The sequence below is a fragment of the Helicobacter jaachi genome (assembly GCF_000763135.2).
GTDB lineage: Bacteria > Campylobacterota > Campylobacteria > Campylobacterales > Helicobacteraceae > Helicobacter_C > Helicobacter_C jaachi.
Genome location: NZ_JRPR02000002.1, coordinates 216,238 through 237,667, shown reverse-complemented (window position 1 = coordinate 237,667; position 21,430 = coordinate 216,238). Strand labels below are relative to the sequence as shown.

Annotated in this window: 21 protein-coding genes; 4 read left to right on the top strand and 17 right to left on the bottom strand. The window is 41.6% G+C overall.

Translation table 11 applies throughout. The features are described from left to right. Positions 1-2 precede the first annotated feature (2 nt). Entirely contained in the window at positions 3-962 is a 960-nt protein-coding gene (locus LS71_RS04875; RefSeq protein WP_081946255.1) for a pseudouridine synthase family protein, read from the bottom strand. Between the two features lie 119 nt (positions 963-1,081). Continuing rightward, complete coding sequence (purB, locus tag LS71_RS04870; protein ID WP_034354181.1) at positions 1,082-2,440, bottom strand: adenylosuccinate lyase; 1,359 nt, start codon at positions 2,438-2,440, stop codon at positions 1,082-1,084. A gap of 228 nt (positions 2,441-2,668) precedes the next feature. Between purB and ccoG the strand changes: the two genes are divergently transcribed. The 3 genes from ccoG (at position 2,669) to LS71_RS04855 (ending at position 5,284) form a co-directional block, all read left to right on the top strand. Further along, positions 2,669-4,048, top strand: a complete 1,380-nt coding sequence (ccoG, locus tag LS71_RS04865; RefSeq protein ID WP_034354184.1) for a cytochrome c oxidase accessory protein CcoG — start codon at positions 2,669-2,671, stop codon at positions 4,046-4,048. 111 nt (positions 4,049-4,159) lie between these two features. Beyond that, positions 4,160-4,846, top strand: a complete 687-nt coding sequence (locus LS71_RS04860; RefSeq protein WP_034354187.1) for a Bax inhibitor-1/YccA family protein — start codon at positions 4,160-4,162, stop codon at positions 4,844-4,846. A gap of 3 nt (positions 4,847-4,849) precedes the next feature. Then, positions 4,850-5,284 carry a hypothetical protein gene (locus LS71_RS04855; protein ID WP_052057963.1) on the top strand — a complete coding sequence of 145 codons (435 nt, stop codon included), beginning with the start codon at positions 4,850-4,852 and terminating at the stop codon, positions 5,282-5,284. A gap of 35 nt (positions 5,285-5,319) precedes the next feature. Here the strand turns inward: LS71_RS04855 and rpsO are convergent, their stop codons facing one another. The 8 genes from rpsO to LS71_RS04815 form a co-directional block, all read right to left on the bottom strand. Further along, positions 5,320-5,595, bottom strand: coding sequence for a 30S ribosomal protein S15 (gene rpsO, locus LS71_RS04850; RefSeq protein WP_034354189.1), 276 nt, complete (start codon positions 5,593-5,595; stop codon positions 5,320-5,322). Between the two features lie 256 nt (positions 5,596-5,851). Continuing rightward, a complete protein-coding gene (locus LS71_RS04845) occupies positions 5,852-7,192 on the bottom strand; it encodes an outer membrane family protein (RefSeq protein WP_034355140.1) in 1,341 nt (446 codons plus the stop codon). A gap of 21 nt (positions 7,193-7,213) precedes the next feature. After that, positions 7,214-7,780: a YagU family protein gene (locus LS71_RS04840; RefSeq protein ID WP_034355137.1), complete on the bottom strand. Its 567-nt coding sequence runs from the start codon at positions 7,778-7,780 to the stop codon at positions 7,214-7,216. Positions 7,781-8,140: 360 nt separating this feature from the next. Further along, the gene (gene rpoD, locus LS71_RS04835) at positions 8,141-10,009 is read right to left on the bottom strand and encodes an RNA polymerase sigma factor RpoD (RefSeq protein ID WP_034355133.1); all 1,869 of its coding nucleotides are present in this window, start codon (positions 10,007-10,009) and stop codon (positions 8,141-8,143) included. Between the two features lie 109 nt (positions 10,010-10,118). Further along, positions 10,119-11,066 (bottom strand): thiamine pyrophosphate-dependent enzyme, encoded by a 948-nt coding sequence (locus tag LS71_RS04830; protein WP_034355130.1) that lies wholly within the window; start codon positions 11,064-11,066, stop codon positions 10,119-10,121. A 27-nt stretch (positions 11,067-11,093) separates the two neighbouring features. Further along, on the bottom strand, positions 11,094-12,314 hold the full coding sequence (locus tag LS71_RS04825) for a 2-oxoacid:ferredoxin oxidoreductase subunit alpha (RefSeq protein ID WP_034355128.1): 1,221 nt from the start codon (positions 12,312-12,314) through the stop codon (positions 11,094-11,096). 12 nt (positions 12,315-12,326) lie between these two features. After that, positions 12,327-12,737, bottom strand: coding sequence for a 4Fe-4S dicluster domain-containing protein (locus LS71_RS04820; protein WP_034355125.1), 411 nt, complete (start codon positions 12,735-12,737; stop codon positions 12,327-12,329). 23 nt (positions 12,738-12,760) lie between these two features. Beyond that, a complete protein-coding gene (locus LS71_RS04815; RefSeq protein WP_034355122.1) occupies positions 12,761-13,321 on the bottom strand; it encodes a pyruvate flavodoxin oxidoreductase subunit gamma in 561 nt (186 codons plus the stop codon). A 245-nt stretch (positions 13,322-13,566) separates the two neighbouring features. Between LS71_RS04815 and trpS the strand changes: the two genes are divergently transcribed. After that, positions 13,567-14,625 carry a tryptophan--tRNA ligase gene (trpS, locus tag LS71_RS04810; protein WP_238700332.1) on the top strand — a complete coding sequence of 353 codons (1,059 nt, stop codon included), beginning with the start codon at positions 13,567-13,569 and terminating at the stop codon, positions 14,623-14,625. Positions 14,626-14,785: 160 nt separating this feature from the next. On the opposite strand, the gene LS71_RS04805 is transcribed toward trpS, so the two are convergent. The 7 genes from LS71_RS04805 to LS71_RS04775 form a co-directional block, all read right to left on the bottom strand. Further along, the gene (locus tag LS71_RS04805; RefSeq protein ID WP_034355120.1) at positions 14,786-15,397 is read right to left on the bottom strand and encodes a hypothetical protein; all 612 of its coding nucleotides are present in this window, start codon (positions 15,395-15,397) and stop codon (positions 14,786-14,788) included. Between the two features lie 83 nt (positions 15,398-15,480). Beyond that, a complete protein-coding gene (gene glnA, locus LS71_RS04800; protein WP_034355117.1) occupies positions 15,481-16,920 on the bottom strand; it encodes a type I glutamate--ammonia ligase in 1,440 nt (479 codons plus the stop codon). A 108-nt stretch (positions 16,921-17,028) separates the two neighbouring features. Then, positions 17,029-17,283 carry a 30S ribosomal protein S18 gene (gene rpsR / locus LS71_RS04795; RefSeq protein ID WP_034355114.1) on the bottom strand — a complete coding sequence of 85 codons (255 nt, stop codon included), beginning with the start codon at positions 17,281-17,283 and terminating at the stop codon, positions 17,029-17,031. A 27-nt stretch (positions 17,284-17,310) separates the two neighbouring features. Further along, positions 17,311-17,790: a single-stranded DNA-binding protein gene (locus tag LS71_RS04790; protein ID WP_034355111.1), complete on the bottom strand. Its 480-nt coding sequence runs from the start codon at positions 17,788-17,790 to the stop codon at positions 17,311-17,313. Between the two features lie 12 nt (positions 17,791-17,802). After that, positions 17,803-18,210, bottom strand: a complete 408-nt coding sequence (gene rpsF / locus LS71_RS04785; protein ID WP_034355109.1) for a 30S ribosomal protein S6 — start codon at positions 18,208-18,210, stop codon at positions 17,803-17,805. Positions 18,211-18,356: 146 nt separating this feature from the next. Next, a complete protein-coding gene (gene holA, locus LS71_RS04780; RefSeq protein WP_034355106.1) occupies positions 18,357-19,361 on the bottom strand; it encodes a DNA polymerase III subunit delta in 1,005 nt (334 codons plus the stop codon). Further along, the gene (locus LS71_RS04775; protein ID WP_034355103.1) at positions 19,354-21,426 is read right to left on the bottom strand and encodes an RNB domain-containing ribonuclease; all 2,073 of its coding nucleotides are present in this window, start codon (positions 21,424-21,426) and stop codon (positions 19,354-19,356) included. The genes holA and LS71_RS04775 overlap by 8 nt, the downstream gene beginning before the upstream one ends. Positions 21,427-21,430 lie beyond the last annotated feature (4 nt).

The window sequence follows — 21,430 nt, the reverse complement described above, 5'->3', positions numbered from 1 at the left end:
CATTATACTTGAAAAATATTATTTTGTGCTTGTATGTTTTGCCCCGTTTTATCCCCCGCTTTATCCCATATCGCGCTAAAATGCGGCGCGCACTCAAAGCGCAAGCAGCTTACAAAATAATATGTCCGCTCTTTAAAGATAAAGCTTAGCGTATGAGCGTTTAGACACAAATGCGGCGCACCAAAATACTGCTCATAGTGTGGAGTGGCGTTATTAGCAAGATAGAATCTGCTATATTTTTCATCTACTCCATACAGCGGGTCGCCTAAGATTCGATGCCCTACATGGGCGCAATGCAAGCGTATCTGATGTGTCCTGCCTGTGAGAGCTATGGCAGATACAAGCGTAGAATCCGTAGGCTTATGGTAAGCTAAAGGGCGCAGCAAAGTGTGGCTAGGCTTACCCTTAGGGCTAATAAAGCTTTTTATGCGCAAATCCCCCACTTTACCCCTAGCAATACGCTCACTAATAAGCATTTCTTGCTTTAGCTCGCCCTGCACAATTGCCAAATAAGTCTTATTAATCTGCCTTTGCTCCATGAGGGATTTGAGTTGAGATTCATATACAGGATTGCTCGCGCACAGCACAAGCCCGCTTGTTTGCTTATCAAGGCGATGAATGGCGTTTGCCCCATTGCCAAATCGCTTTTTTAGCGCGTCATTGAGCGAGTGATGATAGAATCTACCCTTTGGGTGCGTGAGCAAATTATGCGGCTTATCATACACGCAAAAATATTCATTGTAAAATACAGGCTCTAGCGGCATATCACAAGGCTCAAACTCGCTTAACTCCACATATCCGCAAATCTTTTCCCCCTTGCCCACAGCGCGCCCATTTTGGCTAAGCCGCCCTCTATCAATAGCCTTTTGGGCTTGGGCTTGCGTGTAGCCTTTAGCGCGCATAAGGAATAAAAACGCAGCCACAGGCTCTAAAATTTCATACGAGCGGGTAACAAAGGGCATAATAATCCTTGATAGAATCTTAAAGGCGTATGATAGCACTATGCAAGCTAGATTCTATAAATTTCTAATCTTAATTACAGAATCTATGCAAAAATCTGCCTTAAAAAGCTAGCTTTGTTCTACTCCCCCGAAGATGTGCCAAACACGCGGTTGAATATAGAATCTATGCTTTTTGTGTAGTAGCTAAATTCAAAGCACTCTTTGATTGCCTGCTCGCCAATTAGATTGACTAATTTAGAATCTGCTAGCAGATATTGCAAAAATAGCGACTTGCCATTTTCATCTAGTGCGCTAAGCCCATTTTTCATGCCATTATTTTGTAATATTTGCCACACTTTCATCGCATTTTCCTGCACGATTTTATAGGCTTCCTCGCGACTTACGCCCCGCTTTGGCAGCTCTAGCAATACGCGCTGTGAAAAGACCAAACCGCCTGTTAAATTCAAATTTTTCATCATATTTTTAGGGTAAATCACAAGTTTTTTTATCACGCTAGTAAGGCGTGCAAGCATAAAATCCGCCGTGATAAAGCCATCAGGCAGGATAAATCGCTCCACGCTTGAGTGGCTAATATCGCGCTCATGCCACAGCGCCACATTCTCCATCGCGGGCATGGCGTAAGCGCGTATCATGCGGCAAAGCCCTGTGATATTCTCGCTCAAAACGGGGTTTCGCTTATGCGGCATCGCACTACTGCCCTTCTGCCCGCTCTCAAAATACTCCTCAGCCTCATAAACCTCCGTGCGCTGCAAATGCCGCACTTCCACCGCGATTTTTTCACAACTACTCGCCAGCAGCGCCAAATCACACATAAGCCGCGCGTATCTATCACGTTGCACGACTTGATTACTCACGGGTGCTGGGGTTAGCCCCAAGTCCGCACACACTAGCTCTTCAAGCTCGATTGGCGTGTGCGCTAGATTACCCATCGCACCGCTCAATTGCCCCACGCTAATGACTTTCAGCGTAGAATCTAGCGCGCTCAAATGCCGCCCAAGCTCATCAAACCATATCGCACACACAAGCCCAAAAGTGATAGGCTCGCCGTGAATGCCATGACTGCGCCCGACCATCAGCGTGTATTTGTGCTGCAACGCCTTTTGCTTAATCGCCTCCCGCAGCTCCCTTACATCATCGATAATAATGCGAAGCGAATCGCGCATTTGCAGCGCCACAGCCGTATCGATGCAGTCACTGCTTGTGATTCCATAATGAAACCAGCGGCTTTCATCGCCAAGACTTTCCGCCACGCTCGTGGTAAAGGCGATTAGGTCGTGCTTTGTGGTTTTCTCAATCTCATTAATGCGGTGAATGTCAAATTTCGCATTCGCACAGATTTTCTCGCAGTCATCTTTTGGGATTAGCCCAAGCTTGCTCCAGCCGCGCACCAACGCCTTCTCAACCTCTAGCCACGCGCTATATTTGGCATTCTCACTCCACAAACTTTTCATTTTCTCTCGTGCGTATCGCTCTAGCATTTTGTCTCCTTAAAGCATCAAATTCTATATTTTTAAAAAGTATATCACAGCTTACACTACTGTCTAAAAAAATTCCGCCATTTGCGCAATAAATTTGCCACAAAAACACCAAAAAGAGAGATTGACATAAATTCTTACTTTCCAATTAAAAATAGTAAAATTTATCATCTTTTAAGATAAAAAGTTATTTAATCGCTTCACACAACAAGCACATTTAAGGAGGATTCTATGCAGCAGGGCTTTGCGCACTCTTACCGCAAAAAGCGATATATCGTTTATACTTTAGCGAGCCTAGTCTTGCTCATTTTCCCTTTTATCCACATTAATGGACATCAACTTTTTTTGCTCTCCTTTGACCATAAGCAGCTGCATCTCTTGGGCGTGGTATTTGATATGCAGGAGCTGTATCTTATGCCTTTTTTATTGATTTTAATGTTTGTTGGGATTTTTTTTCTTACCACACTTTTGGGGCGCGTATGGTGCGGCTGGGCTTGCCCGCAAACGATTTTTCGCGTGCTGTATAGGGATTTATTACAAACCAAAATCTTTGGCTTGCGCAAAAAAATTAGCAACAAGCAGCAAGGCATGGACTTAAGCACATTTTCTGCCAAGATTAAAGCTGTGCTTGCCTTTTTAATCCTCTGCGTGCTATGTCTTATGGCGGCGGCAAGTTTGATGTTTTTTTTCACACCGCCTAGTGACTTTTTTGCCTATATACAAGAGCCGCTAGAACATCGTGTGTTGCTTGGATTCTGGCTTGGATTTGGAATATTTTTTATCTTTGATATTGCATTTATTCAAGAGAATTTTTGCATTTATATGTGTCCTTATTGTCGCGTGCAAAGCGTGCTTTATGATGATGATACGGTAATGGTATTGTATAATGACAGGCGTGGGGGCGCAGTCTATGCGCCTAATGGCATAAAAAATCCTCTCGCACCAAAGAAGCAAAATCCACAAAATGAATGCACCAACTGCACTGCTTGCGTGAAAGTCTGCCCTACACATATTGATATTAGAAAGGGTATGCAGCTTGAGTGTATTAATTGCCTTGAGTGTGCTGATGCATGCGCTGATGTGATGGCACACTACAATCGCCCTTCACTCATCAACTGGAAATCCACAAACTCTTTAGATAATAATGGCAAAGTGCGCTTTGTGCGCTTTAAGACCGTTGGCTATGTGGTGATTTTAAGCATTGTGTTTGCAATCTTGCTTGTTATGGGAAGCAAAAAGGAGACCATGCTGCTTAATATTAGCCGCAGCGGCGAGCTTTATGAACTGCGCAAAAATAATATTGTGGATAATCATTATGTCATGCTTTTCCATAACACCGATGAGGCAGAGCATCAAATGTTTTTTGAAATCCGCGATGTGAAAGGTAGCGACATTGCTAAGTCGCTTGAAATTATCACGCCCAAAAAGCCCTTTAGAGTAAAGGCTGGCGATAAAGTAAAGCAAATTGTCACCATTCGCGCTAAAAACAGGCTCGCCCAAGGTGATTATGATATCATCATTCACGCCTTTGCAACAGATAGTAAGGATAAAATCTTTGTAGAGCGCAAAAGCAAGTTTATCTATCCTAACCCTGCTTTGCTAAAAGAATAAGTTTATAGAATCTAGCCATAGATTCTATAAATATGCTGCTTAGGGCGCGTGATTTGCTTTGTTGGCAAAATGTGGTATGATTACCACCTCATTTCAAATGAAGGAGACATAATGGGACTTTATGATAGAAATTATGTAGGAGAGATGCATACAGAATCTAGTGCAGCACGCGACAGCGCACTTGTGAAATTTGTGAAGACCACCTATCTTTTTTTTGGTGCGAGCTTGTTTTTTGCCTTCATCGGCGCGATGATTGGGCTTATGAATCTTCAGCTTGTGTATGAAAATCGCATAGTTATTTTCATCGCAGAGTTTGCCGCGCTCTTTGGGCTTATGTTCTCGCGCTCAAAGCCGGGCTTAAATATCGCTATGCTTTTTATCTTTACCACACTCACAGGCGTGGCTATTACACCGCTTGTAGCTATGGTTTCAGTAAAAGCAGGTCCGGGCGCAGTGGCTATGGCGTTTGCTATGACTACTATTATTTTTGGCGTAATGAGCATTTTTGGCATCAAAACAACCAAAGATTTAGCCAACATGGGCAAAATGCTTTTCATTGCGCTCATCGTGGTGTTTGTATGCTCAATTGTGAATATTTTCCTTGGTAGTTCAATGTTTCAAGTGATTATTTCAAGTGCTGTGGCTATTCTGTTTAGCATTTATGTGGCTTATGATACACAAAATATCATTCGTGGGCTTTACCAAAGCCCAGTAGATGCTGCAATTAGCCTCTATCTTGATTTTTACAATATCTTTGTGAGCCTACTTTCGCTCATTGGACTTTCAAGCAGAGATTAAGCTATGCAAGATGAGATTGGCAGAGTAATTGATGCTAATCTCAATCGCTTAAGGGAGGGAATCCGTGTCATTGAGGATACCCTCCGCTATCTCCACAATGACACTTCTTTAGCACTTGATTGCAAAAATCTTCGACACCAGCTCAAATTTCCTGCCCAAACGCAGTTATTACAATACCGCAATACACGCACAGACGTGGCTAAAAAAAGCACTCAAAGCGAGCTAGAGCGGCAACATCTTAGCGCCCTTGTCCTTGCAAATTTTAAACGCGCTCAAGAGAGTGCGCGCGTGCTAGAAGAATACACTAAACTTGCTACGGATTTTGGTGATACAGCAGTCTTTAAAAACGCGCGCTACACGCTCTATGAGCTTGAAAAAATGTATTTTGAAAAGTATGGAGAAATGGGGGGGGGGGAAGCAATAAAAAATAAATGCTAAAAATAACGCAGCGATAGAATTAGGATAGAATCTAGCTAGATTCTATCTTTAAGCTTAAGTTCGCCTATAAGCTTTGCGTAGCGGTTGTATTGCGTGCGCTTGAGATAAGCAAGCAGCGATTTTCTTTTACCAACGAGCTTTAAAAGCCCCAAACGACTTGAATGGTCCTTTGGATTACTTTTCAAATGCTCTGTTAAATCTGTAATGCGTTGGGAAAGCAGCGCTACTTGCACTTCACTTGAGCCAGTATCTTTGCTGTCTCTAGCAAATTTACCGATAATCTCTTGTTTTTTCGCCATATCTAAAGCCATATCGACCTCCTTAAATGGTATAAAATAAAGGCAAGATTCTATCCTAATAAGCTAAAAAACACATAAAATGCCGCGCATTTAGCCCTTATCTAGCGACATAAAGCCATAGATTCTATAATTCCGCGCTGTTGCTTTTTTAACAAAAAGCCGCGCGCATCTTACAAATGTAAGCAAAGCTCACATTTGCGCCTAAAGTATAAAGTTATAGCTGCTTAAGCATCTATCAACTTGTTTTTTAAGGTTAGATTCTATAAATTTAAAATGTGTGGCTAATCACAAAAAAGGCGTGTGATTTATCATCTGCGCGCTTTTTTGCCAGCTTATTCGCGCCGATATAGGGACTATATCCAGCCTTTGTGATGTCATTTAGCCACTCAAGTTTGGCACTTATCTTAATATCGCTACGAATTTGATAATTCATATTGAGCGCCACACTTTGTTCATCACTCCTATCGCTTTTTGTCGCGCGTGCAAGCAAACTCCAGTCAAAGCCCCCATGCACGCTACCAAAGTAGCCATAGCCAGTAAGCGCATTTGCACCCACCATATCGCTCATTCCGCGCCCATAATCATAGGCATTTGATGGCAAAATCGCTAGCTCCAAAGGGCTACCAAATGTCCCTATGAGCGCATTAGCATTACCAAAATTTTGATAATACCCTAAGCCAAAATTCATATTATCAAACGCAAATTTTTGCGCGATGTGCAGTGTTTGTGTGGATTTTTTCACATAGCCCCAGTTGCGATAGCCATCATAAATTGTCGTTGTCACATCAGCGCCAAATGTGTCATTGCTGCCCACAAAAGAGCTTTGCGCAATGGGAAATAGCGCGTGAATCTTAGTAATTGAGCGAAAGCCCTGCATACTAAAACTAGGATTAGTGTCAAATGAAAGGCTAAAGCCCGGCGCTACCACCTTGCTATCGGCATAATATGAGAAAAGTGAAAGTTTAAAGCCACTAGATTCTGTATCAAATCCCGCGGCGTAAAGATTGCGCGTCTTGCCATTTTCATGCTCGCCATTAAGCTGCCACCAGTCATAAAATAGCCTACTATGCAGCAAAGCACGGCGATTTGAGAAAAATGCCCATAGTTTAAATGCGCCAAATTTGGCATATCCTTCCGCGCCTTGTGTGTGTCCATCAAACCACTCGCCGACTTTGCCTGATTCATACCGTCCAAGTTTAAGGTAAAAATGCTCGCTTGAATGCTCCAAAAAGGCGTTGTGTAAGACATAATTTTGCGCCTTATTGCGCTCAAAGCTCGCGCCAAAGAACGCATCTTGAACCACAGTGCGATTAAGTCCTTGAGTGAGCGCGTATTCCTTGCCTTGCGCATTATTTGTAGAATCTAATGCAAGCCCGCCCACAGAGCCGCCTAGCCCAAAGTTTAAGCCACTAAAAATTTGCGCATCAAAATTGAGTTGAGCAAAAATCGTGCTAAAGCTCTCTGTAGGCGCTCTATCATTATCGCTCCCTTGCACAAGGCGTTGGTTATTAAAGCCCGCTTTGGTAAAAGATTCTGCCAAGCCACTGACTTTATATTCAAATCCACTCGCACAGCCTACCATAAACAAAAAACATAGAATCTTCCTCATAGTTTTACCCCCTTTTTGCAACTATTTACAAAATTCTGGGTCGCTTTGCTTGGTGATTCGATTGCGCAAATCCCTTCTTACAATTTCAATTGCCCACAGCCATACAATATGCCCAAAAAATTCAGAAATATGCTCATCAAGTGGGATTTGTGATAATGGCGGCACTTCCGCAATGAGAGGCATTACAATCACATGCGCAAAAAGATATACAAAAATCCCAAATACCGCGCCTTGCCACATTTTAATACGAGGATAAACCTCTGCAATCACGCAATACGCCACCGCAAATACAACGGCAAAGCCCACATGCACCATAAATGTGCCAAGTGGCAATGAAATGCCTGAAAATGTGTAGCTCCAATCTATCATGTTGCCTAAGCCAATTTGCTCCAAAAAGATATTGGGCGGCGTAGTGCGCAATGGCGCGCCTAAGGCATCTACTGCATCAACAGGCCAAGGCACACTAGGATTTCGCGGAGGGAAAGGCACTTCCCAACCCCATTTTACAATCGCACTAAAAACGCCCGCTATAACGCCAATCAAGGCTGCTAGTCCATATCTTCTCGCTGATTTTGGTGTAGTCTGCATAATCACTCCTTGTATGTAAAATTTGCGCGGAATTCTAATCAAAAAATTATAAAAATGCAATATTTTTTAAAAAATTTGTTAAATTTTTAAGGGAAAATACTCTTTTTTCACAAAATATATGTAAAAATGAGAGAAAATATACTAGATTCTGTAAATATTATTTTATAAGTTTAAAAATCAAGTAATATTAAGATTTAGCAGAACTTATTATTTTTTGGGAGAGATGTGCTTTGGCGTGATGTGTGGTAGTGGCTAGATTCTATAAAACCTTTGCCTTTATAGAATCTATAGGCTCATGGGTCTAAATCCAAGATTTGAATAAGGATTTGCGCCAAGATTCTAGGCGCGATAAATTAGGGGCTATTCCTCGATATAGTTTTTAAGCTTACGTCCTACTTTTGGGTGTTTAAGCTTTTTAATCGCGCTAGATTCTATCTGTCGCACGCGCTCACGCGTTACATTAAGCTCCTTGCCAATCTCTTCTAATGTCCTATCACTCTCATCATCAAGCAAACCAAAACGCATACGAATAACAGCCTTTTCCCTATCATTAAGCTGCTCTAGCACTTCATCAATTTGCACTTTTAAATCCTCTTTAAGAATATAATCCATAGGACCCACAGAGCTTTTATCCTCCACAAAATCGCCAAACTTCCCATCATCATCACTTCCAATAGGCGCATCAAGGCTCACTGGCTCTTTTGTGATTTTAATGACATTTTTGACTTTATCAATAGGCAGCCCCACTTCTTTGGCAATATAGTCAATATCAGGCTCTTTGCCCGTTTCTTGCACATGTTTGCGCATAATTTTGTGGATTCTATTAATCGTTTCAATCATATGGATAGGAATGCGTATGGTGCGTGCTTGGTCGGCAATGGCACGAGAAATAGCCTGCCTAATCCACCAAGTTGCGTAAGTAGAAAATTTAAAGCCTTTTTTATACTCAAACTTATCCACTGCTTTCATAAGCCCGATGTTGCCCTCTTGAATAAGGTCTAAAAATGGCAAACCACGATTTGTATAACGCTTGGCAATGCTCACCACAAGGCGCAAATTTGACTTTGCCATTTTTGCCTTTGCCTTATCAGAAATAGACTTACCACGCTTAATCTGCTCTAAAATCTCCTTTAGCTTTTCAGGCTCGAGGTTAAATCCCCCCTCGCTTGCCTCTTTGGTCTGAAAGAGTTTCTTAAGCTCCACATACACGCTTACCATCGTCGTTTCTGGTACCATAGCAGCAATTTCATCGCGACTCATTTGCGTGATATTGGCTAAAATCTTTTGATGATTTTCAACCAAAGCATCATTAAAAAGTGGCAACTTATACTCTAAGCGCTTTAATTCACGCTCAAAGCCATCGCCACTTTTTAGGGTATTTTCCATAGCTTTCACAAGCTCGCTAATAAGCTTGCTCGTGGGTCCTAAATCTAATAGCCGCATTTTTAAGGTATGCTTTTTGTGTGAAAGCAATAAGATGTGAGTGAGCTCATCTTCCCCCTCTGGCAATGGACTTTCAAGCACTTTGAGCCATTCTTTTTTAGCCTTATCAAGTGCTTTAAAGCTTTCTATGACTTTCTCTACGCGCTTTTGGTCTTTTTTAGAATTTTGTTTTTGCGCGCCCTCCTCATCTTCAAGGATATCAAAGTCCTCTTCCTCCTCCTCGGCATCTTCCTCATCATCAAAGCTTTTAAAAAGCTCTTTCACGCGGCGCTCACGATTAATAAGCGCATCTTTATAATCATAAATAAAATCAATCAAATACGGCACAGAACAAATCGCATCAAGGATAGTATTCTCCCCTAATTCAATTTTTTTACTAAGCGTAATCTCCTCATCTTTAGTCAAAAGCGGAATCTGCCCCATCTCGCGCAAATACATACGCACAGGGCTATCACTCCTGCTCCATTCAAGCAGCTCTTTATCCTTCATAAAGTCAAATTCATCTTCTAGCTCTTCGTTGAGCATTTTTTTCTTATCCGCTTGACGCTTGATTTGCTCTTGGGTATTAAGCATTTTTGCCACTTCAGATGAACTAAGCAGCTGCTTTTTATATTTTTTAGCTAATTCTCTAATTTTTTTTACCTGCGCTGCAGTGGGGGCTTTGAGCATAGTTTGGGCTATTTTTTCATAGGTTACATAATCGCTATATTCTTCTTTAAAAAGGCTCTCTAGCTCGGCATTGACTTCTTTTGATTTTTTGCTTGTTTTTTCGGATTTTTCTGGCATTGTTTCAGTCCTCGTGTAAAATGTGTGGAAAATAAATCGGCTATTGTATTGAAAATTGGATAAACTTTTGATTAATGGCTATCAATCCGCATTTCAAGCGGATTGAGGCTTATTGTGGATTGGCTTCTTCTCTGCGTTGTAAATACTCCCAACGCTTATCTACATCTTTTTGAAACTGCTCAATAATATGCTCATTTTCGGGTTTAAAAAGATGCTTAAATCGCCCTTGTGCGCCCAAATAATCACGCACAGGGATAACATTACGCGGACGATAAGTGATATGAATCTCCACGCCATCAATAATTTCAAATAATGGAAACACTAGAGAATCTACAGCCAAATCGCTTATTTCAACGGTTTTATTAGATTCAAAGCGCCACTCCGTCGTGCAAGCACTCATGGCATTAATAAATGTAGGACCCTCTGTATCAATGGCACGCTTAATTTTTTTATTCATATCTTTCCATTTATTTGGCGCTACTTGCGCAACATAAGGCGCGCCATGTGCTGCCATAATGAAAAGCAAATCCTTTTTGCGCTCCTTTTTTCCAAAGCTCACGCTTCCAGCGGGTGTTGTAGAAGTGCTTGAGCCTAGCGGTGTAGAGCCACTTCTCTGCCCTCCAGTATTAGCATATACCTCATTATCAAGACAAATATAAGTCATATCATGTCCGCGCTCAAAGCAGCCGCTAATCCATTGAAAGCCTATATCATAAGTTGCGCCATCACCGCCAAAGGCTACAAATTTGGGCTTCTCTCCTGTATATTTGCCCTTACGCGCCAAAGCCTTATACATCGCCTCTGCTCCAGCCACTGCGGTAGAACCATTCTCAAACCCTATGTGAATCCACGGCACGTCCCAGCTTGTATGTGGATACACAGCACTTGAAACCTCAAGGCAACCTGTAGAATTCCCCAAAATGATGGGTCCATCAACTGCATTAAGCACCTCACGCACAATCATACCATGCGCGCAGCCCGGACAAAGCAAATGCGCACCCTCAAATTTTTTTGCTGATTTTTGAAATTCTTTAAGATTTTTAACTTCTTTTACCATCGCAATCCTCCTTATAAAAACTTTATGTTATAAAAAACTCATTTTGGGTCCGCGAAGTCCCAGCATTTGTTGGAGCGGGTGTGTGAGCTTGCCAGCCTTAGCATTAGCATCTAATTCGATAAAGATATTTTCTAAATGTGCCTGTGTCAAATCGCGCCCACCAAGCCCATAAATATAATTTGACATAATAGGGTGTGCGCCTGCAGATAGTGCCGCTGCTGAAAATTCATTAAAAAGCATACCAAGCGTGCCAGCGGGCAAACTCCTATCAAGGCAAGCCACCGCTTTAAGCCCTAGCATAGCCTCGCCCACTTGTTTAAATGGAAAAGGACGCAGTGAGCGGATAGATAATACACCTGCTTTAATGCCTTTCTCCTTGCGTATTTTTTGTGCGGCTACGCGAGCAGATTCTACACTTGTGCCAAGTGCCACAATAGCCACCTCTGCGTCATCAAGCATATAAGTCTCTACAAGATTATATTTGCGCCCAGTTAGATTCTCAAATGCCAAAAAAACCTCCTCAATCACCAAATGAGAATCCATAATGCCCTTATGCAGCTGTGCTTTATGCTCAAAGTGCCAATCCTCCTCTGTTTGCGCACCATAGGTGATAGGATTAGAAAAATTAAGCATAGGATTGTGCGGAATATAATCGCCTATGAATTTATAAGCCTCCTCATCGCTAAATGGGCGGACAGATTGCGCTGTGTGTGAGCAAATAAAGCCATCTTGATTGACAATTACAGGCACCCTCACGCGCATATCTTCAGCAATCTTAAACGCCATAAGATTAAAATCATACGCCTCCTGTGGATTATAAGTGCAGAGATTTACCCAGCCTGTATCGCGACTAAGATACATATCTGAATGGTCGCCATTTACATTAAGCGGGGCTGCTAGAGCGCGATTTACAAGATTTAGCACAATAGGCAAACGCATACCAGAGGCTTGATAAAGCACCTCCACCATAAGCGCAAAACCTTGAGAGCTAGTAGCAGTAGCCACTCTGCCGCCTGCTGCTGCGGCACCCACACACGCGCTCATAGCGGCATGCTCAGATTCTACCATAACAAATTCGCCATCAATGTAGCCATTGCTCACAAAACTCCCATAATTCTGCACAATAGGCGTTGAGGGCGTGATAGGATAGGCTGCTACAACATCAATTTGCGCTTGACGCAAAGCTTGAGAGGCTGCCATATTCCCATCCCATACTTCAATATCTCTTAATTCCATTTGCTTAGCCATTCACCACTCCTCCTATGCTTCATCTTTTGGCTTTTTAGGCTGCTTTGCAGGCCATTCTTTAAGCGCTTCCTCATTAGGCTTATAGTCATCAAACATAAGCAATGACTTAGGATTAGTGGGGCACACATCTACGCATACGCCACAGCCCTTACAATGGACATAATCTACGCCCGCTAGCTTATCGTTTGCGGTAAGAATTGCCGTATCAGGGCAATACACCCAGCAGTTAAAGCAATTAATGCAAATATCGCTATTATGCACAGGCTTTTCCACACGCCAGTGTGCGACGCTATCAGTAAATGAGCTATCGCCGCTATAAGTGCGCTCATATTTATAAAGCTCCATTGCGCCATCTACGCCTTTTTTAAAGGGGAAAAGCACAGAGCCAATTTCAAATTCGTCCCAATCTTTTAACTTATCCATCGCATCTCTCCTTACACTTTGAGTTATTTAACTTCATCATAAGCGCGCTTAATAGCCACTTTATTGGCGTCAATGACTTTTTGAGGAAGTTTTTTACCAAGCACTTTTGAGAAAGATTCTAAAAAGAAATCAATTTCAAGCATGCCAGAAACTTTCATCAATGCCCCAAGCATTGGAGCATTAGGGATAGACTTGCCCAGCGCGTCAATTGAAATTTGAATACAATCAAGCGTATAAATCTCTTTACCAGCTAGCTCGGGCTTTTTAGCGATAAGCTCCTCTTTGCTTAAACGCGTTGTGATGATGTATTTTGTCGAGGGCTTATCATAAAGACAAATATTTGTAATAAACACAAGCCCCGGGTCAATCACCAAGATATAATCGGGATTCATAAATTTTTCATGATTTAAAATAGGTTCAGAATCTATCCTATTATAAGCTGTCATAGAAGCACCTCGCTTTGCCGAGCCATAGAATGCAAAAGCCTGCACTTCTTTGCCAGTCCCCGCAATCACATCAGCCAAGCCCTTTGCGCCAGTTACAGCACCTTGCCCAGCGCGAGAGTGCCATCGTATCTCAAGCATTTGTTATCTCCTTCCCTTGTTTTGGATTTGTGCTAAATTTTATCATAGCTATTCTTATATGCGTGTCATTTTGAAACAATTTTAATAATGCCCTCACAAAAAAGAGGCAGATTCTACACAATTTGTAAAGAAAAATTTTACCATTTGTATCATTTTCAAAGCACTTTACATACGCAAATACAAGTGGAAATAGTATATAATACCACTTTTTAAATCATTAGAAACATTTTACAAAAAGGCTTTACATGCAATCGATGCTAACTCCCCACCCATCTCCCACTAAATCCCCCAAAGAAAGCCATAAAACACAGAATCTAGCGCATAAAAAGCGTGTGTTTTCAGGTATTCAACCCACAGGCAATATTCATCTTGGTAATTATTTAGGTGCTGTGCGGCATTGGGTAGATTCTCAAGATGAGTTTGAAAATATCTTTTGTGTGGTCAATTCTCACGCCATCACCACGCGCCAAAATCCCAAAGAACTGCAGCAGAAAACTTACGAGCTAGCGGGCATTTTGCTAGCATGTGGCATTGATGTGCAGAAATCTCATCTTTTTATCCAAAGTCAAATCGATGAGCATGCCGCGCTTGCGTGGATTCTAGATTGTAATATCCCTATGGGCGATATGAGTCGTATGACGCAGTTTAAGGATAAATCAAGCAAAAATCCAAAAAATATTAATGTTGGACTTTTTAATTATCCCGCGCTTATGGCAGCAGATATCTTACTCTATCAAACCCATAGCGTGCCTGTGGGCGAGGACCAAAAGCAGCATTTGGAATTAACGCGCGATGTGGCGGAGCGATTTAATCGCGAATATGGGCAATGCTTTATTATCCCTGAACCTATGATTGCCAAAGTCGGTGCGCGTGTTATGGGACTAGATAATCCGCAAAGCAAAATGAGCAAATCCGCCAAAGGCGAAAATCACGCCATTTTCCTGCTTGATAACCCCGATGTGATTACGCGCAAATTTAAAAAAGCTGTTACAGATTCTCAAAGTGGCATTGTTTTTGACGAAAAGCGCGAGGGGCTGTATAATCTGCTGTGCATTTATGAGATTTTTACGCATAAAAGCCGCGCTGAAATTGAAAATGAATTTGTAGGCAAGGGCTATGGGCATTTAAAGACTGCACTTGCTGAAGTGGTCATAGAATCTTTGCGCCCCATTCAAGCGACATATCAAAAACTACAAAATGAGCAGGGCTATATCAAATCTGTGCTAGATAAAAGCGCAGATGCTATCCGCCCTATCGCTAAAGCCACTTACGAGAGGGCTAAGGAGCTTGTAGGGCTTATTTGACCATTAAATATAGCGCGTATAGAATCTAGATTCTATATTGCATGCTTATAATAACTAACTTTAATAGCCATCAAGGTTGCAGATTCTATAATTCCGCGCTATTGCTTTTTTAACAAAAAGCCACGCGGTCAAGCCTTTAAGTTATAAGGCGCGTTATTTATTACTTTACTTCTACTTTGTGCTTGGCATCACGCTCTGCTTGTATTTCTTCTAATAGCATTGGGCATTTTTGCGCAAATACTCGGTGCGCGCGCTGCTCATTTGCCACAGCCACACCAAAAAATGCTGTAACTTTCTTTCTCTGCACCTGTTTTCCTTTCATCGTGCCATATGTATCAAGCAATTTTGCCTCATAAAACACATATTTGGCTTTGAGCGCTTTTGCTACTTCTATGGCATTAGCGGGCTTTGGATAAGTGTTTTGCGAAAATGCCGAACCACCGATAAATATCGTATAAAATCTTTTTTGAAATGATGTGGGGATTTTCCCATCTGCAAGCTCGATGAGTATGGGCTGCTCGCCCTCATCTAAGAACAATTGAGGCATATTTTTATAGCACTCCTGCCATGAGGTTACCAAATAGTGCGCACGATAAAACTCCACAAACTCATTTGCACTATAAGCAAAATGCCGCATATATTCTTCGCCGCTGTCTTGATAGGGATTGATATGGGGATTAAAGCTAGGCAAGGCAGACTTATTTGCACTAGGCTGGCTAATGCTTGTGCAAGCACTCAAAAACACTACCACTAAAATCCACACATACTTCATTAAATGCCTTTTGTGATAAATACCCGCTAGCACAAAAATACTTTAAAAACTAAGTAGCGGCGCTAGATTCTATTTTATAGAATCTAGCAACTATAAGTAGTAAGAAACTCAAAGGGGTGCGGGCGGGCTTCCCATGGCCAAATCTCTGTTTCAAATTTATACGCTTTATAAGTTTGGATAAACTCCTCACTAAATACACCGCCTTCTTTAAGATAGGCTTTATCAAGGAGCATTTCCTCAATGGCGTGGCGCAAAGTATGAGGCAGCTGCTTAATGCCTTTTTCTCGAATTTCATCTAATGTTAACTCAAAGAGATTAACCTCCATTGGCTCACCTGGCTCAATTTTATGAATAATGCCATCAAGTCCCGCCATAAGCATAGCAGCAAATGCAAGATAGGGATTGCTCGAGCTGTCTGGAAATCTAAACTCCATGCGCTTTGCCTTTTCACCGCTGTTGTATGGGATTCTAATGCTAGCAGAGCGGTTTTGCGCAGAATAAGTAAGAATGCTAGGAGCTTCAAAGCCCGGAATAAGCCGCTTGTAAGAATTCGTGCTAGGATTTGTAAAGGCTGCTAACGCGCGCGCATGCTTTAGCACACCGCCCAAGAAATGCAATGCCATTTGGCTTAAGCCCTGATATGCCTCGCCTGCAAATAGATTTTTACTCTCTTTCCAAATGCTAATATGCACATGCATACCGCTGCCATTGTCGCCATAGAGCGGCTTTGGCATAAATGTGGCAGTCTTACCATTGAGATGTGCCACCATGCGTACGACATACTTAAATTTCTGCACATTGTCCGCCGCTTCGAGCATATTGCCAAACTTCACACCAATTTCGCATTGCCCTTGCGCCACTTCATGATGTAACACAAAAGTTTCTAAGCCGACTTGATTAAGCACTTTAACAATCTCCGCGCGCAAATCCATCATAGAATCTACGGGCGGCACAGGGAAATATCCGCCCTTAGTGCCGGGGCGATGTCCCATATTCACGCCGCCTTCAAACTCTCTATCGCGATTCCACTCGCCCTCTTCAGAATCTATCTCATAATACTGGCAATTTACAGAATCCTTAATCTTTATAGAATCAAAGATGAAAAACTCATTTTCAGGTCCATAATACGCCACATCGCCTATGCCACTTTCTTGCAAATACTTGGTTGCGCGTTTTACAATGCTGCGCGGACATTTCTCATAAGGCTCATTTTTATAAATATCCCAAATATCACAAAACACCACAACAGTGGTATCAGCAGTAAATGGGTCGATAAAATAGCGCACCGGCTCGGGGATAAGCACCATATCAGATTTATCAACAGGCTGCCACGCGGGGATTGAGCTACCATCAAAGGGTATGCCCTCAAAGCTCTCCTCGCTAATAGCGCTGCGTGAGAAGCTCACATGATGCCACACGCCCTTAATGTCGGTAAATCTAAAATCGATAAACTCCACATCATTATCATCACAGAATCTAAAAAACTCTGCTACCGCCTGCTTATCTATCGCTACTCTGCTCATATCTGCTCCTTACTTATTTCCATTTCCTGCCACTTGCCCCTCGTTTGCTTGCACCTAAAAACGAGCGATTATAACACAAGTGCGCTTAAGCAACGCCGCAAAGTTGGGCTAGATTTTAAAAGGATTTTCAACCACCCTTTTTCTATCCACGATATAAGGAATAAGTGCCATATGTCTTGCGCGCTTAATGGCAACCTCCACGCGCTCCTGCCAACGCTTTGTATTGCCCGTAAGTCGTCTTGGCATAATCTTATATCGCTCTGAAAGTGAAAATTTAAGCATTTCCACATCTTTGTAGTCGATAAACTCTAACTTTGCCTCTGTGTAGCGGCAGTATCGCTTTGAATATTTTTTCTTCTCCATAGTGTCTCCTTTGTGTTTTAAGTAGTATTAGAAAGGTATGTCCTCGTTATTTACATCGATTTCTGGGATATTTTGAGAATAGCCACCTGTCCTCTCTGCGCTATTATTGTGCGCATTGTGTGGCTGGCTATATGAGGGCTGGGCAGCATAGCTGGCATTATAGCCATCATCACCTTGCGCAGGTTTAGAATCTAGCATTTGCATACTTTCAGCTGTAATAGTATGCTTACTGCGTTTTGCTCCGCTTTGATCATTCCAAGTCTCAAAGGTCAATCGCCCTTCAATAAGTATCTTGCTGCCTTTACGCAAATATTGATTTGCCACTTCCGCACTCCGACCAAAGAGCTTCACATCGACAAAGCACACTTCTTCGCCCGGCGAGCCATCTTGCTTTTTAAATCGCCTATTACTTGCAAGCCCAATAGTGGCTAGTGCGCTTCCGCTAGGCAAATACCTAAGCTCTACATCTCGTGTGAGATTTCCTATGATAATGACTTTGTTATACATGATGAGTTACCTTTATTCTGCCTCTTTTGCAGGCTCTTTCTCCTCAATCTCTGTCTTTTTGGGCTTTTGAGGTTTAGGTTCTGGCTTATTATTTGCCTTATTTACGAGCGATTGCCATGCTTTTTGCTCTTTTTTGCTCTCATATTTAATCACAATAAAGCGCAAAATCTCCTCATTTATGCGATAATTGCGCTCAAGCTCCAAAATAAAGCTAGGCTCTGCCTTAAAATAGATGACAAAATAATACCCACGCTTATTTTTCTTAATCTCATAAGCTAAATTACGCATACCCATATCAAGACAAGTTTCGATTGTGCCGCCGTTTTTGGTAATTATATCCTTAAAAAAATCAATGCGAGACTTGATTTCTTCTTCCACAAGCGTGGGCTTAAGGATAAACATCGTCTCATAAAATTTCATTCTTACTCCTTTTGGTGTATCGCCCTTTTGCGCGCTAGATTCTATAAATTATAGAATCTAATCCCTAGCTTAAGGCAGCTAGAGTAGATTCTATAAAATTAAAAAGCATTATGCAAAAGAGCAAGGCTAAAATAAAGGCGCAGATTTTATCTTATCATTTCTTGAATTTTGATTAAAGCACTCATTGATTGCTTTACTTTGCCCTTGCTCACTTCATAGCGCCATTGAGAGAGTAGCTCAAAAATGGCAATATATTCTGCTTCCCTAAAGCGAATGCAGTAGCGCGAAAGCCGCTCCACAATGTGTGCTGGAGGGCTAAATCCCAAAATCTCTTTGGCATTTGGGCGTCCATTTATCTTAATAAAAGCAAAAAATAAAAATAATTGATAAAAAAATCGCTGTATCTCGCTAATCATCGCTATTTCATTAATACCCTCTTCATAAATACTATGCAGCATTTCTATAAAAGATTTTTTCTCCATTAAAGTGCAGCACAGCTCCTCTACGCTAAAGCTCGCCATTCCATCACAAAGCAGGCTTACATCATTTGGCTCAATGGGCTTAGAGCCGCTAAATACAACAAACTTATCTAGCTCATTGAGCGCTAGCGCGATGTCATTATTTTGCAAGCTTAAAATATAGTTTAAAATCTTATCACTCGCATTAAGCCCTAAATATTTTGCCTTTTGGCGCATAAGCTCCATGCGCTCACTTATGTTTAGCTCAAAAAAGCGCACTTCAATCACGCTATCTTTTGGCATTTTGGGCATTTTAAAATACCCCGCAAACGCCTTGCAATCGCGCGCATAATCCGCATCGCTCTTGTTTGGCGCCTGATAATACTCAATAATAAGCGCATTATGCGTATTAGCGCACAATGAAGATAAAAATATCTCCACATCTGCCTTATTTAATTTATGATTAATCTTGAGCACCACCAAAGAGCTTGTGCCAAATAGCGAGCTTTGCGATAGTAGCGCGTTTATGCTAGCTAAATTGTACTCATCAAAATAAAAAGTATGCTTCTCCTCACTTTTTAATAAAAGGGCAATTTTTTTTGCATAATGCTCAATTAAAAAACTATCGCCATAGAGCAGGCTTGCGCGCGGAATAGAGTGTTTAAGCAATGTATCAAGCTGGGATTTATACATCTTTTGCCCTTTTTTTGCGCCTAGATTCTGTAAGTGGCTTTGTTTTTTTATCTCGCTTAGATGATTTTTTATGCGTCTTTTTAGCTGGCTTATCTTTGGCTTTATATTCCTCATAATGCAGCGGCTTGCCATACACAATCCCGCGCAGCAAATCCACTTGCGTAATAACCACCTCTATAAGCTCAAATCGGGCAAATTCGCAAGGGAGTAAAATCCTCACATGCGGGATAGAATCTAAAGCAAGCGCGTGGGATACTTCATTAATCACAAGCGCTTGGCATATAAGAGGCGTGCTAGATTCTAAAAGCTTTTGCGTGTGGCGTATCATTTTGCGCTGATAAAAATCCTGTTCAATAAAGCTTATTTGCTTTTCTTTCACATTAATTTCTTGAGCAATCGCATACAAGCCTTCAAGCAAAAAATTAAGCGTATTACTTTTATGCAAAAAGGCTTTTAAGATTCTATGCACGACTAAATCACTATATCGACGAATAGGCGATGTAAAATGCGTATAACACTCAAAGCCCAACCCAAAATGCCCCATATTTTTCACACTATAAGTAGCCTTTGCAAAGGATTTAATAATAAGGCTATCAATGACTTCTTTCATATCGCTCTTGTGCGCGCTGTGCTGGATACTTGCAATTATCTTATGCAATTTAGCACTCTTAGGAATAGTAAAACCCATTCTTCTAAGCTCGCACATCAATTCCTTTATGCGCTCTTCTTTGGGCGGAGGGTGGATTCTAAAAATACCTTTTTGAATATGCTCATTTAGCATATGAGCGCTTTGCACATTGGCTAAAAGCATAGATTCTTCAATAATGCTATGGGCTAGATTCTGTTCTATCTTTTTCCATGAGGCAATCTCGCCTTTAGAATCTAGCTCCAAATGTATCTCTTGGCTGCTAAATTCATAGCCATTTTTTAATCGCGCGGCTTTGCACTTTTTGACATAAGGCACATAGGATTTAAGCCATTTTTTCACTACTAGCGGAATAGGACTTGTTTTTGGCTCTGTTTTGTTTAAAAACGCCTCCACTTGCTCATAACTCACATTTGCATGCGAGCAAATGAGCGCTTCAAAAAGCTTGCTGTGCAGCACTTGCGCGTGTTTATCTAGGCTAATTGCCCACACCATAGCTAAACGCACTTTATGCGCTTTTAATGAGCATATCCCACTACTTAGCTCAAAGGGCAGCATAGGCAGCACCTTATGCGGAAAATACAGGCTAAAGCCACGCGCTCTTGCTTCTTTATCAAGCTCACTTTTTGCGTTCACATACTCGCTCACATCGGCAATTGCCACATATAGAATCCTATTTTTGCTATCAAAATAAATGCCATCATCATGGTCGCGCGCATCTTGGGGGTCAATTACACAAAAAGGCAAATGTGTTAAATCCTCCCTATGCGGATACATCTGCTTGCACACCTCATCACCAAAGGCAAAATCCCTAGCCTTTTGACTAAAGTTTAGCGGGCGATTATAGGGGCTTAGAGCGATTTTTTCATCAATATGCGCATCTGCTAGCACGCCTAGCACTTCGACAATCTCGCCATTATTCATATCAATTTTTAGCACGCAATGCTTTGGCATGGCTCTAAGCGATTTTTGCGAGGCTTTAAGCGTAATATAATGCTCCTTTTGCGCTTTAGAATCTAGTTCCAAAGCCTTGATTGCGCCCTTTTTTTCCACCAGCACGCCTAAGGCATAAGGCTTTGTAGCATATAGCACCTTTGCTAAATGCAGCACTCCCTTACCCTTGCCTTTTAATTTTTTAATCTTAGCTAGCACAATATCGCCCTTTTTTAAGCGCGAATGCTTGCTTATATCCATAAGGCGGAAATCATTTTGGTGGGCATTATTAAAACTTTTTACAAAAAATAGCCCTTTTTGAGACACATCAATGCTGCCAATGACAAAAGTGGGCTTTAGTTTATAGCTCGTGCCAAAATCATCAAGCATATTTAATTCTAAAAGCATATTTAGCGCGTTTATAAAGGATTTTGGAATCTGCTTTTTATTTGCACCATTAGCAATAAGCGCGTAAAAATATATCATCTCT

Excerpts from the sequence above, each read along its gene's own strand:
- LS71_RS04875 (WP_081946255.1), bottom strand. The coding sequence starts at position 962 with ATGCCCTTTGTTACCCGCTCGTATGAAATTTTAGAGCCTGTGGCTGCG.
- purB (WP_034354181.1), bottom strand. The coding sequence starts at position 2,440 with ATGCTAGAGCGATACGCACGAGAGAAAATGAAAAGTTTGTGGAGTGAG.
- ccoG (WP_034354184.1), top strand. The coding sequence starts at position 2,669 with ATGCAGCAGGGCTTTGCGCACTCTTACCGCAAAAAGCGATATATCGTT.
- LS71_RS04860 (WP_034354187.1), top strand. The coding sequence starts at position 4,160 with ATGGGACTTTATGATAGAAATTATGTAGGAGAGATGCATACAGAATCT.
- LS71_RS04855 (WP_052057963.1), top strand. The coding sequence starts at position 4,850 with ATGCAAGATGAGATTGGCAGAGTAATTGATGCTAATCTCAATCGCTTA.
- rpsO (WP_034354189.1), bottom strand. The coding sequence starts at position 5,595 with ATGGCTTTAGATATGGCGAAAAAACAAGAGATTATCGGTAAATTTGCT.
- LS71_RS04845 (WP_034355140.1), bottom strand. The coding sequence starts at position 7,192 with ATGAGGAAGATTCTATGTTTTTTGTTTATGGTAGGCTGTGCGAGTGGA.
- LS71_RS04840 (WP_034355137.1), bottom strand. The coding sequence starts at position 7,780 with ATGCAGACTACACCAAAATCAGCGAGAAGATATGGACTAGCAGCCTTG.
- rpoD (WP_034355133.1), bottom strand. The coding sequence starts at position 10,009 with ATGCCAGAAAAATCCGAAAAAACAAGCAAAAAATCAAAAGAAGTCAAT.
- LS71_RS04830 (WP_034355130.1), bottom strand. The coding sequence starts at position 11,066 with ATGGTAAAAGAAGTTAAAAATCTTAAAGAATTTCAAAAATCAGCAAAA.
- LS71_RS04825 (WP_034355128.1), bottom strand. The coding sequence starts at position 12,314 with ATGGCTAAGCAAATGGAATTAAGAGATATTGAAGTATGGGATGGGAAT.
- LS71_RS04820 (WP_034355125.1), bottom strand. The coding sequence starts at position 12,737 with ATGGATAAGTTAAAAGATTGGGACGAATTTGAAATTGGCTCTGTGCTT.
- LS71_RS04815 (WP_034355122.1), bottom strand. The coding sequence starts at position 13,321 with ATGCTTGAGATACGATGGCACTCTCGCGCTGGGCAAGGTGCTGTAACT.
- trpS (WP_238700332.1), top strand. The coding sequence starts at position 13,567 with ATGCAATCGATGCTAACTCCCCACCCATCTCCCACTAAATCCCCCAAA.
- LS71_RS04805 (WP_034355120.1), bottom strand. The coding sequence starts at position 15,397 with ATGAAGTATGTGTGGATTTTAGTGGTAGTGTTTTTGAGTGCTTGCACA.
- glnA (WP_034355117.1), bottom strand. The coding sequence starts at position 16,920 with ATGAGCAGAGTAGCGATAGATAAGCAGGCGGTAGCAGAGTTTTTTAGA.
- rpsR (WP_034355114.1), bottom strand. The coding sequence starts at position 17,283 with ATGGAGAAGAAAAAATATTCAAAGCGATACTGCCGCTACACAGAGGCA.
- LS71_RS04790 (WP_034355111.1), bottom strand. The coding sequence starts at position 17,790 with ATGTATAACAAAGTCATTATCATAGGAAATCTCACACGAGATGTAGAG.
- rpsF (WP_034355109.1), bottom strand. The coding sequence starts at position 18,210 with ATGAAATTTTATGAGACGATGTTTATCCTTAAGCCCACGCTTGTGGAA.
- holA (WP_034355106.1), bottom strand. The coding sequence starts at position 19,361 with ATGTATAAATCCCAGCTTGATACATTGCTTAAACACTCTATTCCGCGC.
- LS71_RS04775 (WP_034355103.1), bottom strand. The coding sequence starts at position 21,426 with ATGATATATTTTTACGCGCTTATTGCTAATGGTGCAAATAAAAAGCAG.